The sequence below is a fragment of the Saccharothrix sp. ST-888 genome, assembly GCF_000955975.1.
In the GTDB taxonomy this organism is placed as follows: Bacteria; Actinomycetota; Actinomycetes; order Streptomycetales; family Streptomycetaceae; genus Kitasatospora.
On the sequence record NZ_JYJF01000083.1, the window covers coordinates 1 to 13,214 of the forward strand.

The window sequence follows — 13,214 nt, forward strand, 5'->3', positions numbered from 1 at the left end:
GACCGGCTCAGTCCAGCCGACGGGCCAGGGTCAGGCCGTCGGCGACGGTGAGCAGGACCGCCTCGACCCGCTTGTCGGCGCGCACCACCTCGTTGAAGCTCCGGATCGCGGCCGCGCTGCCGGTGGCGGCCGGGTCGACGACCTGCCCGTGGAAGAGCGTGTTGTCCAGGACGATCAGCCCGCCGGGACGCGTCCGGCAGACCAACTCCTCCCAGTACGCCGGGTAGTTGCCCTTGTCGGCGTCGATGAAGGACAGGTCGATCCAGGGCTCGTCGTCCGGCAGCGCGCGCAGCGTCTCCAGCGCGGGGCCGATCCTCAGCTCGATCCGGTCGGCGACACCAGCCGCGGCCCACGCCCGGCGGCCGACCTCGGTCCACTCTTCCGAGACGTCACAGGTGATCAACTTTCCGTCCTCGGGCAGCGCCTGGGCCATCGACAGTGCGGACAACCCGGTGAAGGTCCCGACCTCGACGATCCTGCGGGCCCCCACCAGCCGCACCAGGAACGCCAGCAGCGGGGCCTGCTCCTGCGCGCTCTGCATTCCGGCGGCAGCGGCATACCTGCTGTGCGTGATCTCGACCAGCTCCCGCTGGACCGGGTCGAGCGGCGGGTTCTGGCTCAGCACGTACGCGTAGAGCTCGGGCGTGAGCGGCGGGTTCTTGGTCTCGGTCAACGGTGTCTCCGTCTTGAGTCGGTACGGGTCGGGTGCGGGTCGCCACGGCGTCGGCCCCGACAGGCGGGACCTGCGGCAACTCCAGCACCCCACCCGGCCGTTCACGGCCCGATCGCCACCCTCGGCACACATGACACCACGTCAGGCAGCCTCGGCACCGGGCCCCGGGGACGACGCCACCGGCGGCAGCGGAGTGAACTTCCGTCCGTCCGCTCCGATCCGCTCCCATCCGCTCTCGTGCGCCCCGTGCGCGCCTGCGGTTATGTGGAAAGCTGCCTGGGCAGTTGTCTCTTCCGACGTCCCGACGAGTCGGCTGCACTCCCTGCCCAAGGTCGAGTTGAGGAGTCGTCATGCCGCATGACCCCGCTGCCCACGGACACACCGATCCCTCGCTGTACCGGACTCCCGCCGATGCGGCCGCCGCTCCGCCGGAGAAGCTCGCCTACGTCGCCGGGTTCGACCGGTCCGCGAGCCGTCCGGACGCCCTGATCACCGTCGACACGGACCCCGACTCGGCCAGTTACGGCCAGGTGCTGAACCTCGCCGAACTGCCGGAGGTCGGGGACGAGTTGCACCACTTCGGGTGGAACGCCTGCTCCAGCGCGCTGGCCCACGCCTGCCACCAGAACCCCGAGCGGCGGTTCCTGCTGCTGCCCGGCCTGCGGTCCTCACGGCTGCACGTCATGGACACCCGGCCCGACCCGGTGCGGCCGAAGCTGGTGCGGACCGTGAGCGCCGAGGAGCTCGCCGCCAAGGCCGGGTACTCGCGTCCGCACACCCTGCACTGCGGCCCGGACGGCGTCTTCCTCTCCTGCCTGGGCGGCGCGGACGGGGCGGACGGGCCCGGCGGGGTGGCGCTGCTGGACCACACCACCTTCGAGGTGCTGCGCGCCTGGGAGAGCGACCGGGGGCCGCAGCAGCTGGCCTACGACGTGTGGTGGCACCTCGGGAGCAACGTCGGGATCACCAGCGAGTGGGGCACCCCGTCCATGGTGGAGGACGGGGTGGTTCCCGAGCTGCTGCTGGGCCGCAAGTACGGCCATGCGCTGCACTTCTGGGAGCTGAACTCCGGGAAGCACCTGCAGCGGATCGACCTCGGCGACCAGCACCAGATGGTGCTGGAACTCCGTCCGGCCCACGACCCGGAGCAGGAGTGGGGCTTCGTCGGGGTCGTGACGAGCGTGGCGGACCTCTCCGCGTCGGTCTGGCTCTGGTACCGCGACGGCGACCGGTTCGCCGCGCGCAAGGTGATCGAGATCCCCGCCGAACCCGCGAAGAGCGAGGACCTGCCGCCCGCCCTCCAGCCCTTCGGCGCGGTACCGCCGCTGGTCACCGACATCAACCTGTCGGTGGACGACCGCTGGCTGTACGTCTCGGCCTGGGGCACCGGCGAGCTCTTCCAGTACGACGTGGCCGACCCGTTCCACCCCCGGCTGACCGGTTCGGTCCGGCTCGGCGGCATCACCGGCCGGGCCCCGCACCCCACCGCCCCGGGCATCCCGCTGACCGGCGGCCCGCAGATGGTCGAGCTCAGCCGGGACGGCAGGCGGGTCTACCTGACCAACTCCCTCTACGGCTCCTGGGACGACCAGTTCTACCCCGACGGCATCGACCCGTGGATGATCAAGCTCGACGCCGACACCGTCAACGGCGGGCTCACCGTCGACCCGCGCTTCTTCCCGCACGGCGCGGACTTCCGGGGCCTGCGCGTGCACCAGACCCACCTGCACGGCGGCGACGCCTCCTCGGACTCGTACTGCTTCCGCTGACGGCTACCCGACAGCCGTCCGCCCGGTGAGCAGACCGCCGGCCGTGGCCACCAGGGCGGCGACGGCCGGGTGCCGGGGGCGGTCCGCCGGGCCGGTGAGGACGAGACGGCGGTGCACCCGGGGGCGGAGCGGGATCAGCACGCAGCCGGGCGGCGGCATGGCATGGGCCAGCGCGGGCATCACCGAGACCCCGATGCCCGCGTGCACCATGCTGATCAGGGTGCCCACGTCGCGGATCCGGTGGGTGGGGGCGAAGCGGCCGCCGATCCGCTGGCCTCGAAAGGCGGCGAACGGCCGGGACCGCGCCGGGCCGCCGGTCTCGCGCTCGGCTTCGCCGGGGTCCTGGTGGTGCTCGGGGCTTGGCGGGGCCTCGGGGCCGGGGCGCTCACGGGCAGTCTGGCCTGCCTCGGCGCCGCGGCCTGCTACGGCGCCGGCTTCACCTACACCCGCCGCCACCTCTCCGGCCTGCCGCACAGCACGACCTGCCTGGCGACCCTCCAGATCAGCTGCGCGGCCGTCGAGTTGGCTCTGGTGGCCGCGGCGGCGGCCGGCGCACCGCACCGGCCGGGCGCGGGAGCCGCACTCGCCCTGCTGGTCCTGGGCGCCCTGGGCACGGGCGTCGCGTACATCCTGAACCTCAACCTGGTCCGGGCGGCGGGCGCCACCGTCGCGGCCACCGTCACCTACGTCACCCCGCTCTGGTCCACCGCCCTGGGCGCGCTGCTGCTCGCCGAGCCGGTCGGCTGGAACACCGTCCTCGGCGGTCTCCTGGTGATCACCGCGGTCGCCCCCACCCGGGCCCCGACCAGGCCGCGCCCCCTCCCGGACTGACCTCCGCACCGGGGCCGACCGTCGCGGGGCCGCCGTCTCGGAGCCGTCCCGGGCGGCGTGTAATGTGCAGGGAACGGGGTGGGTTCATGCGTTGTTCATCCGTCGTGCGCCTCGTCCCGAGGACCGGCCGGTCCCGGGTACGGATGTCCAGGTCTCAGCAGGGGGAGCCAGTCCTCCGTCAGGTTCGAGGAAGCTTCCCGTGACAGTGCGCCACCCCAGCCCAGTCCCCCGCCGCGCCGTACTCGCGGGGATCACGGCGCTGGCGGCGGCGGGCTGTACGTCCAAGTCGGCCGCCCCGCCCACCCCCAGGCCGCGCGCCTCGCTGACGGCCGCGCTGGACGGGACGAGCGGCAGCACGATCGTCCAGATCCTCGCCCACCCGGACGACGACCTGTACTTCATGAACCCGGACCTCGAGCAGTCCATCGACGCCAACGACGCGCTGATCAGCATCTATCTGAACTGCGGCGAGAGCGGCGGGGTCAACAAGGTCCCCGGCTCGAAGGACCGCCCCGGGCCGGACGAGGCCGCCTACGCGGGAGCCCGGCGGCAGGGGCTGCGCCAGGCGTACGCGCTGATGGCGACCGGCAGGCACCTCGCACCCTGGGAGGTGTCCACCGAGACCCTGCCGGACGGCACCGCGGTCGAGGTCGACACCCTGGCCGGGCACCAGGGCGTCAGGCTCGTCTTCCTCGGGGTGAGCCAGCACTTCAGGTCGACCGGCGGCTCCAGCATCAGCCTGCCGGACCTGTGGTCGGACCCCACCGCGGTCAGCCAGACCCTGGTCAGCACCGGCTCCCCGGTGCAGAGCAGCCACCTGGTCACCCACGAGAGCCTGATCGCCGGCCTGGTCCACCTCCTCGGCCGCTACCGGCCGACGCTGGTGCGCACCATGGACCCGGACCCGGACATGCAGGTCCACGACGCGACCCAGAAGCAGCACCACGACCAGGACGGCTACTCCGACCACCCGGACCACACCGCGGCCGCGCTGTTCACCTACGCCGCCCTGGAGCGCTACAGCAGCACCGGCGGCCGGCCGTACACCGTCACCGCGTACCGCGGCTACTACAACGAGCGCTGGCCGCAGAACCTCCCGGCGCAGCTGGTCCGCCGCAAGGCCGACGTCCTCAACACCTACGGCGGCGACCCGCGCAACGGCTGCACCTTCGCGGCCGGCTGCGGCGACTACGACGTCGGCCAGGACCGCTCCTACGGCACGGGCTGGCTGCAGCGCACCAGCCTGCGCTACCCGGGCACCGCGCCGTGGTTCCAGCAGGACGCCGACCACCGGCTGACCGCCTTCGGCCTGCTCGGCCGGCAGGCCGCCATGTGGCAGGAGACCGGGCCTGCCGGCGGGAAGTGGGGCGAGCCGCAACTGCTCGGCGGCGACGGCCTGCTGCCCGGCCTGACCGCCGCACTCACCCGGGACGGCCGCTGGCAGCTGTTCGCCGAGCGGGCGGCCGGCCTCGGACCGGCGAGTGCCGACAACCGGCGCGAGATCGTCACGGCGGTACAGACGGGCAAGGGCGGCCCGTTCGGCCCCTGGAGCTCGCTCGGCAATCCCGAATCCGACCCGGACCACGGCCGCCGGGTGGGCGGTCCGGTCGTCGCCCGCAACGCCGACGGCACCACCCAGCTCTTCGTCCGCACCTGGGCCAAGGGCGTGTCCACCCGCCGGCAGCGCCCCGACGGCGGCTGGAGCGACTGGACCGACCTGGGCGGCGCGGACGTCCAGGAGGGCCTGACCGCCGTCACCGACGGCACCGGCCGGATCCACCTCTTCGGCACCGGCCCGGACTCGGTCCACCACTGGGCGCAGCAGCAGCCGAACGGCCCGTTCACCGTGCTGCCGACCGGGCTGCCCGCCCCCGCCGACCCGCCGACCGCGGTCGTCCGCCCCGACGGCACGGTCCTGCTCGCCTACCGCGAGCCCAAGAGCGCCCGCCCGGTGGCCCACCGCCTGGCGGCCGACGGCAGCTGGCAGGACGAGCCCCTCGACCTGGCCGCCCGCGGCTTCGGCCCGCTCACCCTGCTCGCCGTGCCCGACGGCGTACTCCTGGCGGCCCGCAACAACGACGGCTCCACCAGCCTGGCGACCTTCGGCACCGGCCAGACCCCGCACTGGAGCACCCTGCCCGGCCCCGTCATCGGCACCGCAGCCCTCGCCCCCGACGCCAACGGCCACCCCGTCCTCGCCCGGCTCGCCTCGGACGCCACCCTGCACTGCACCCCGGTGCCGTAGACCGGCTCCTGCTCGCCGGGTGGCCGATCGGCCGGGCTTCGCGACGGGGAGCAGCCGGCGAAGAGCGAAGAGCGGGCGATCCACCAGGGATCACCCGCCCTCAACCGATCCTGATCAGGCGTCAGACCGTCTGCCAGCCCTCCGGCTTGAGCTCACCCTCGACCAGCTGGAGCCGGTTGGTGCGCAGCCGTCCGTCGGTGCCGATGACCGCGACGGTCGGAGTGCCGCCGGCGTCGACCGCGATCGACGGGCTGTGGATGAAGGGGCCGTCCCCCAGGTCGATCCACTCGTTGTGCAGCGACTCGCCCTGGGCCGGCTGGAGGGTCACGCTGACCGTTCCGCCGTCGTTCCGCTGGGCGATCAGCAGCTTGTCCGCGTCCGGCAGCAGCCGGACGGCCAGCGGGCCGAAGCCGCCGTCGCCGCCGAGCAGGGACGGCCTGGTGTCCCAGCGGCCGCCGGGCTCGGTCTGCCGGTAGCCGAGCACCCAGGCGGTCTGCGGCTGGCGGACCAGCAGGAGCAGTCGGCCGTCCGGCTGTTCGAGCACCGACGGGGTGCCCGCGGGCGCGGGCAGATAGGTGTCGTACTCGGGCAGCGCCGCCCCGCCGGCGGTCCGCTGCCGCCAGCGGATCACACCGGGCTGGACACCGTCGCCGACCGAGCCGCCGTAGATCTCGATGGTGCCGCGCGCCGTGGTCACGGTGCTGTAGCCGTCCTGGGACCGGCCGCCGTAGTCCAGCCAGCCGCTCCAGGTGCCGTCCGCCTCGCAGCGCCTCGCGCTCAGTCCGAAACCGAAGTTGCGGGTGACGAAGTACAGTCGGCCCCCGGCGTCCACCGCGCCGACCGGCATGCCGATCTCGCGCCGCTTGATCGGGTTGTTGCCCTCCGGGTTGTACGGGTTGCCGAGGTTCTCCCAGTTCCCGAACGTCCCCGAAGGGGCGGACTGCCAGGCACGCACGACATCGCGGCTGTGGCCGTAGATACCCGCCGACAGCGTGGCACGCAGGCCCAGCACGTGGAACCGGCCCTCGCGGTCCGGAACGACGTCCAGCTGCGGCAGCAGGAACGACTCGTCGTCCGCCTGCCCCTGCGACCAGGTGCCGAGCGGGGCCGGGTCGGTCCAGGTGCCGGATCCGGCCCCGGTCTCGGTCCACTGGACCGGCCGGCCGTTGAGCACGCCGAAGGCGACCAGTCGGCCGTCGGCCTGGCGCTGCAGCCAGTTGGTGGTGCCGTGGTAGCGGTAGGTGGTGCTCTGGCCGTAGCCGCGGTTGTAGGAGCGGTCACCGAGCTGGCGGTCACCGCAGAGCGCGGGATTCTCGCAGTCGTGGCCGTCGACGCCGCCGTAGATGTTGAGGTACTTCATCTTCTCGGCGAACGCGGCACCGCTGAGGTTGAACGGCCAGAGCTTGTTCCAGTAGCCGCGGTAGCTCTCCACGACCAGCGGCTGGTAGTGCCCGGCCGCGTCGTAGCTGCGCAGCGCGGCGAGTGCGAACTGCGCGGAGGCGGTGTGGTCCTCGTGGTCGCAGTAGTGGGCGCGGCCGTTGTCGTACTTGAGGTGGTCCGGGTCCGGGTCCAGGGTGCGGACCACGGTGGGGCGGTACTCGGTCAGCAGGTCGACCAGGCTGCCGATCAGACCCTCACGGGTCATCCGGTACGTCCCGCTCGCCCCGGGGATCGGGCTGTCGGTCGGGCGCAGCGTCGGCTCGGACTCCACCTCGCCGGTCCACAGGGTGCGCAGTCGGGCCGGCGGCTGGTCCTCCTGCACCATGCGGAGGTTGAGGTAGATCAGGGTGATCGGCGCCGGCCCGTCGGTCAGTGTGTTGACCTCGGCGACGACACCGTCCCTGATCGTGCGGGTCCCGCGCTCCCAGACGGCGTCCCGGTGGCCGGTGACCATCGCCGAGTAGGCGGCCCGCAGACCGGCCTGCCGGCCCGTGGTGTACCCCTCGAAGTCGACCGGCGCGTCCCCGCGCTTGGGGTCGGAGGTGGCGACGTTCCGGCCGTCGGCCTCACCGGCGGTCAGGTACACGCAGACCACGGGAATGCCGGCCCGGACGGTGTGCAGCAGGTCCGGCACCATGAAGTACAGGTCGTCGTCGGTGTGCGCGACGATCTGCATGTGGAGCGCGGGCGCCGGTCCGGTCGGGACGACGTCGGCCGGTGCCGTCTGCGCCTGCTCGTCGGCTCGCTTTGATCCACGGCGGAAGAGTTTCACGGCTGCGGTTCCTTCTGGGGAGATACGGGTCGGTGGCCGGCTACCGGGGTCGACGTCGGCGCGGGGGCCGACAGTTCTCGGATCTCCCCGATCGCCTTGGTCAGGACGTCACGGAGGAAGCGCGACAGCGGTCGCTCGACGAGCCGGTGGACCAGCCAGGCGCCGACGAGCATCGCCGTCACCAGTCCGACCAGCAGGAGCCCGTGCGGCACCCGGTTCTGGAACCTGCGGATGATGTTCCACCCGATGTACTCGTGCAGCAGGTACACGGGGTAGGTGAGTGCGCCGGCCGTGGTGAGCCAGCGCCACTGGATCCGGTTGAGCCAGCCCAGTGCGACCGCGGCGACCGCGAGGAAGAACACGGCGAGCAGCACGACGGTCGGCCAGGAGGGGATGTGCCGGCCCATGTGCTTCTCGGCCTGCGCGTGAGCGATCAGCAGGTAGTGCTGGGAGGCGAGGAAGCAGAAGCCCACCATCATCCAGAGGAAGATCGTCGGCCGGTACTTCCGCATCAGGAAGAAGCAGATGCCGGCGATGAAGTACCAGCTCTGGTCGGGCAGGATCAGCCCGTTCAGGTAGTCGCTGTTCAGGGGTACGGCGACGATCGACGCCGTGGCCCACAGACAGCAGAAGAGCACGGCCCGGCGGTACGTGAGCCCACGCCAGATCACCAGCGCGAACAGCAGGTAGAAGCGCAGCTCCACCCAGAGCGTCCAGTAGACGCCGTCCACACTGTCGATGCCCAGTGGTTCCTGGAACATCGTCAGGTTCGCCGAGATGTCACTCAGCGACAGCGCGTGGTAGGGCCCGGGGATGAGGAACAGCACCAGCGACGTCGCCAGCACACCGACCCAGTAGGCGGGGTAGAGCCGGATGACGCGTGAGACGAAGAAGCTGCCGAGCGGCTTGCCCCACGCACTGAGACAGATGACGAAGCCGCTGATCAGGAAGAACAGATAGACGCCGAGCCAGCCGTAGGAAGCGGGCAGGTAGGCGTGCGGGAAGGTCTTGGTGATCGGCTTCGACCACCCCTGGCCGAAGGCCATGTAGTGGTAGGCGACCACCATCAGCGCGGCCCCGAGGCGCAGCCCGTCGAGCGCGCCGAGTCGGCCGGGGGCCGTGCTCTTGGGCTTGCGGCCGCTTCGGCCGAGACGGCCGATCGACCGCTTGGCCGGCCTCGGGGTGCCCGTCGGCGGGGCGTGGTCCACAGCGGTCACCGGGCACCGGCCAGCCGCTTGTTGCGGACGGTGCCCTTTTCGTACTGGCTCGGCACCGGGAAGTAGCTCGGCAGGAAGACGCCGAGGATGTCCGCCTGCTCCTCGGCCGAGACGTCCGCGTTGTGGTAGTCGTTGATGCAGAAGACGTCGTTCCCGCGGGTGCTCAGCAGCCTTGCCAGCTTGGGGTGCTGGACCCGCAGGCCGACGTTGATGAAGCCGCTGGAGATGGGGGCGGCCACACTGCGGCCGGTGAACATGCCGTAGTAGTGGTGCAGCGAGGAGGTGATCGCCAGGTCGGTCTCGCTGCGCAGCTGGGCCTCGGCGGTGCGGGCGACCTCGGCCGGGAACCGCTCCTCGAGGTCGGCGAGGACGCTCCTGCGCAGCGCGTGCGGCGTGTGCAGGAAGGTGTTGGTCAGGGTCCGGCCGAACTCCCGCTCCAGCAGGGCGCGGTTGTTCTTGGCGGCGATGAAGGCGAACTCCTCGCCGTCCTGGACCGGGTTCGGGTCGACCGTGGTCGGCGACTGGAAGCACTTGGCCTGTCCGGTGCCCAGGAAGAAGCTGTCGGCACTGAGCGCGCGGCCGAGGAACACGTCGTCGTTGAAGTAGAGGAAGTGCTCCGCCAGGCCCTCGATCCGGTGCAGCCGGCTCTCGATGGCGTGCGAGTTGAAGCTCGGCAGCTTGCCGGTGTCGCCGAAGATCTCGCGGTGGCTGACCACCTTGACCCGGGGGTGGTCGGTGTCCAGCCAGTACGGCACCTGGTCGTCGGTGACCAGGTGGATGGTGCGGACCCAGGGGGCGTACATGTCCAGCGAGCGCAGCGAGTACCGGAGTTCCTCGCGGTTGCGGAACCGGGCCTCGTCCGAGGAGCCGTCGGTGTCCGAGGGCGCCATGCCGAGCGCGACCAGGGCCTTGTTCTTGCGCTCGCGCCAGGCCGGGTCGCCACCGTCCACCCAGGTGTAGACCACGTCGACCGGGAAGTCGACGTCGGTGGGCAGGGTCTTGGTGAAGGCCTCGATGGTCGGGTAGCTGCGGTCGCCGACCGTGAGGGTGGCCTTGCCGGTGAGCGCGGCCAGCGGCAGGGTGGCGCCGTAGACCGTGCCGCCGGGGACGTCCAGCAGCTTCTCGTCGTCCTTGTTCGGCGTGGTGAAGGCCACCGTGCAGCCGTAGACGCCGGTCAGGCGCATGGTGCCGCCGGTGGTGGTCACCGGGCGGAACAGCCGGACCGCGGCCACCGAGCCGGAGGCCGGCAGGTACTGGTCGAGGATCGCCGCCAGGACGTTGGCCTTGGTGCCGCCCCTGGCATCGAGCAGACCCGCGTACACGGGGCTGTCCTTGTAGCGCTCGGTGACGGCGCGCAGCAGCTTCTCGCGGTACTCGACCGCCACCGCCAGGCTGTGCCGGAGCGCGCTGGTCCTGGTCATCAGGTACGGGATGCCGAGCTCGTCCAGCAGGTCGACGGCCAGGTCCAGGTTGGCCTTCATCACGTCGAACGGGGAGAGGTCGTCCGCGACCTGGCAGATGTGGCCGCTGGCCCGGACGACCGTGCCGCCGCTCTGCGCCTCGATCCGGACCTCGTGCGCCTTCTGCCCGACCTTGTCGATCGAGCCGACCGAGCGGGAGGACTCGGCGGCCACGGTGCCCAGCTGGCCCCGGGCGGACTCGGCCAGGGTCCGGCGGCGACGGCGGGCGGCGGCCAGCCGGCCGCTGTCACGGTCGGCGATCAGACCCTTGAACAGCTCGCTCCACTGCGCCGCGACCTTGGGCGCCGACCAGCGCTCGGCGGCCAGCATGGAGGCGGCGCCGAAGGCGTGCCGGGTCTCGTCCTCGGACATCATCCGGTCCAGCGCCTCGGCCAGGCCGTCGATGTCGCCCGGCGGCACCAGCAGGCCGTTGACGTCCGAGGTGACGATCTCCCCCGGACCGTTGGGGCAGTCGTACGCGACCACCGGCACACCGGCGGCCTGCGCCTCGGCGAGCACCAGGGGCAGCGCCTCCACCCGGGAGGTCTGCAGGCAGATGCTGGCCTGGGCCCACTCCTCCGGCATGTGCTGGGTGGAGCCGACCAGCTGGATCTGGTCGGCGGCGCCCATGGTGCTGGCCAGCTCGCGCATCTTGCGCAGCAGCGGCCCGTCACCGAGCACGCGCATCCGCCACTGCGGGTGCCGGGCGGCCACCCGGTCGAAGGCGTGGATGGCGTGGTCGATCTGCTTCTCCGCCACCATCCGGCCGGCCAGGGTGATGGTGCGGGTCTCCAGCGAGGAGGCCGGGCGGTAGGCCTCGGGCAGGGCGTTGCCGAGCACGGTGAGCTGGGGCGCGTACTCGCCGAAGGTCTCGGCGAACCAGGCGCGGGTGGGCTCGCTCAGCGCGATCAGGGCGTCGAGGTGCGGGGCGAAGCGCATCAGCGGATCGCCGCTGACGCCGCGCAGCTCGGAGACCCGGTGGTCCTGGCAGACGGTGATCGCGGACGGCGGGGCCACCCGGACCATCAGGGCCAGCAGGGCGGGCGTCGAGGCGACCAGGACGTCCGAGTCGGTGTCCCGCAGCGCCCGCTCGACCTCCAGGTCGGAGAGCCGGTTGAAGGAGCGCTCCCAGGCCGGGTCCACCAGCTCGCTGGGCTGCGCGGCGAGCCGGCGGTAGACCGCGTCGTCCTGGTCGGCGCCCTCGACCGGGCGCGGGACCGCGCCGGTGTTGTCCACCAGGTTCCGGATCTTCAGCTTGCCGCCGGTGTCGAAGAAGCCGCTGGAGCGGGTCTTGAAGATGCTGAGCACCTCGACCTGGTGCAGCTCGGAGACGGCTTCGGCCGCGGTCAGGATGGCCCGTTCAGTGCCGCCCATGGTGTCGGCGCTGGTCAGGAGGAAGGTGATTTTCACGTGAGCGATCCCGTGGTGGCGGTGGATATCGACTGCTGGCCCGGGGCGGCAGGTCCGGGCACCGGGCTGAAGGACAACCGGTAGATACCGCGGATGGTGTGACGCTGGGTCACGTAGTGTAGGCGGCCCTTCCGGTCCGTGATCACCAGCTTGACGCCGGTGTTCAGCATCACCCGGACCGAGCGGAGGTCGTCGGGGCGGCGGCGCAGCCAGTACTTGCGGCCGCTCTCCCCCACCCAGCGGAAGCCCCAGTTGCTGCCCTGGTGGGTGGCGTGCAGATCGGCCAGCGGCAGCGTGCTGCGCAGCAGCTCCGGGCTGCCGGATACGGGCTCGGTCGAGAGCCCGATCACCTGCCTGCCGTCGGTCGCCTCCAGGCGGCCGCGCGGGCCGGGCGGGCGGAACTCCACCTGCAGCCCGGCGAACCGGCGGACCACCCGGACCAGTTCGGCGCGGGCGGGCGGCTCGGAGACCACCAGCTTGAGCCGGCCGGACGGGGAGATCCCGGTCTGCATCGACATGCCGCTGACGGGGCAGGCGGCGAGGGCTGCGCTCGGGCCGGTGAGGGTCGGCGTCTCGCCGACCCCGATCAGCCGGCGCTCCTCGGTCACCCCGCCGGGCGCGGTGACCCGCAGCGCCAGCGACCAGCGGCCGCCGGTGACCGGCAGGCCGCCGACCTGCTTGCCGAGCAGTGCGGACGCCGTGACGCTGGGCCGGCCGCCGGGGGCGGCGGACAGCCGGGCGGGCACGGAGAAGTGCCGGGTGCCGTTGCCGACCATCAGCTCGACGGTGGCGTCGGCCGGGGTCTCCGGCGGCAGCCAGGCGTGCAGGTTGAGGTTGTGGCCGCCGAGCACCATGGCGTACTTCACCACCGCGGCGGTGCCCTCGGCGCGCGGGGCGACCACGGAGTGGATCAAGTGGTCCCGTCCGGCGGCGACGTGCCGTCCGGCCTTGCGACGGATCCTGCCGGGCAGCTGGCTGACGGGCAGCTTGCGCCAAGCCAGCACACCGGAACGGCCGACCACGCGCAGGGCGTGGACTTGCTCGGCCACCGTGACCTCCTAGGGCTCACCCCGGACGGTCCGGGCTCTTCGATTCGGGCACTCGTGCGGGCGCGAGAGCAGCCATGCTAAGTCACCGGAAGAGCGCCGAACTTCTCCGGCTCCAGGCCCAACGGCCCACCCTACCGGGGACAAAAATCAACAAACCGGACATTCTCCCAAGATGGCGGCCCTCTTACGCTGCGGTGTTGGTCCGGTTGACACACGGCAAAACCAAATGACAGGGTGAGCGGCGAGCGAGGCCGCCCTGCGTACCCACACGCGCGGCCTTGCCGGATGCCACCGAGGCAGGTGGCGGCACAATCGGTCCTCCGCGCGCACCGTGGTCGAGGGTGAAGC

At 72.1% G+C, this 13,214-nt stretch carries 9 protein-coding genes; 3 read left to right on the forward strand and 6 right to left on the reverse strand.

Annotated elements, in window-relative coordinates:
• Window positions 1-7 precede the first annotated feature (7 nt).
• On the reverse strand, window positions 8-673 hold the full coding sequence (locus tag UK12_RS23255; RefSeq protein ID WP_045305053.1) for an O-methyltransferase: 666 nt from the start codon (window positions 671-673) through the stop codon (window positions 8-10).
• A gap of 350 nt (window positions 674-1,023) precedes the next feature.
• Between UK12_RS23255 and UK12_RS23260 the strand changes: the two genes are divergently transcribed.
• Complete coding sequence (locus UK12_RS23260) at window positions 1,024-2,442, forward strand: selenium-binding protein SBP56-related protein (protein ID WP_045305054.1); 1,419 nt, start codon at window positions 1,024-1,026, stop codon at window positions 2,440-2,442.
• Between the two features lie 3 nt (window positions 2,443-2,445).
• On the opposite strand, the gene UK12_RS44515 is transcribed toward UK12_RS23260, so the two are convergent.
• Window positions 2,446-2,670 (reverse strand): LysR substrate-binding domain-containing protein, encoded by a 225-nt coding sequence (locus UK12_RS44515; RefSeq protein WP_045305055.1) that lies wholly within the window; start codon window positions 2,668-2,670, stop codon window positions 2,446-2,448.
• A gap of 12 nt (window positions 2,671-2,682) precedes the next feature.
• Between UK12_RS44515 and UK12_RS41570 the strand changes: the two genes are divergently transcribed.
• On the forward strand, window positions 2,683-3,273 hold the full coding sequence (locus UK12_RS41570; protein WP_052682093.1) for a DMT family transporter: 591 nt from the start codon (window positions 2,683-2,685) through the stop codon (window positions 3,271-3,273).
• 199 nt (window positions 3,274-3,472) lie between these two features.
• Entirely contained in the window at window positions 3,473-5,518 is a 2,046-nt protein-coding gene (locus tag UK12_RS23275) for a PIG-L family deacetylase (protein WP_045305056.1), read from the forward strand.
• 121 nt (window positions 5,519-5,639) lie between these two features.
• Here UK12_RS23275 and UK12_RS23280 read toward each other — a convergent pair whose 3' ends face one another.
• The 4 genes from UK12_RS23280 to UK12_RS23295 are packed head-to-tail and all read right to left on the reverse strand — an operon-like array spanning window position 5,640 to window position 12,866.
• The gene (locus tag UK12_RS23280) at window positions 5,640-7,730 is read right to left on the reverse strand and encodes a PIG-L family deacetylase (protein WP_052682094.1); all 2,091 of its coding nucleotides are present in this window, start codon (window positions 7,728-7,730) and stop codon (window positions 5,640-5,642) included.
• Window positions 7,727-8,947, reverse strand: a complete 1,221-nt coding sequence (locus tag UK12_RS23285) for an acyltransferase family protein (RefSeq protein WP_156178874.1) — start codon at window positions 8,945-8,947, stop codon at window positions 7,727-7,729. Before UK12_RS23285 ends, UK12_RS23280 begins: the two co-directional genes overlap by 4 nt.
• Window positions 8,944-11,817 carry a stealth conserved region 3 domain-containing protein gene (locus UK12_RS23290; RefSeq protein ID WP_045305057.1) on the reverse strand — a complete coding sequence of 958 codons (2,874 nt, stop codon included), beginning with the start codon at window positions 11,815-11,817 and terminating at the stop codon, window positions 8,944-8,946. Before UK12_RS23290 ends, UK12_RS23285 begins: the two co-directional genes overlap by 4 nt.
• Window positions 11,814-12,866, reverse strand: a complete 1,053-nt coding sequence (locus UK12_RS23295) for a hypothetical protein (RefSeq protein WP_045305058.1) — start codon at window positions 12,864-12,866, stop codon at window positions 11,814-11,816. Before UK12_RS23295 ends, UK12_RS23290 begins: the two co-directional genes overlap by 4 nt.
• Window positions 12,867-13,214 lie beyond the last annotated feature (348 nt).

Coding starts and splice junctions, on each gene's coding strand:
- UK12_RS23260 (WP_045305054.1), top strand. CDS start 1,024: ATGCCGCATGACCCCGCTGCCCACGGACACACCGATCCCTCGCTGTAC.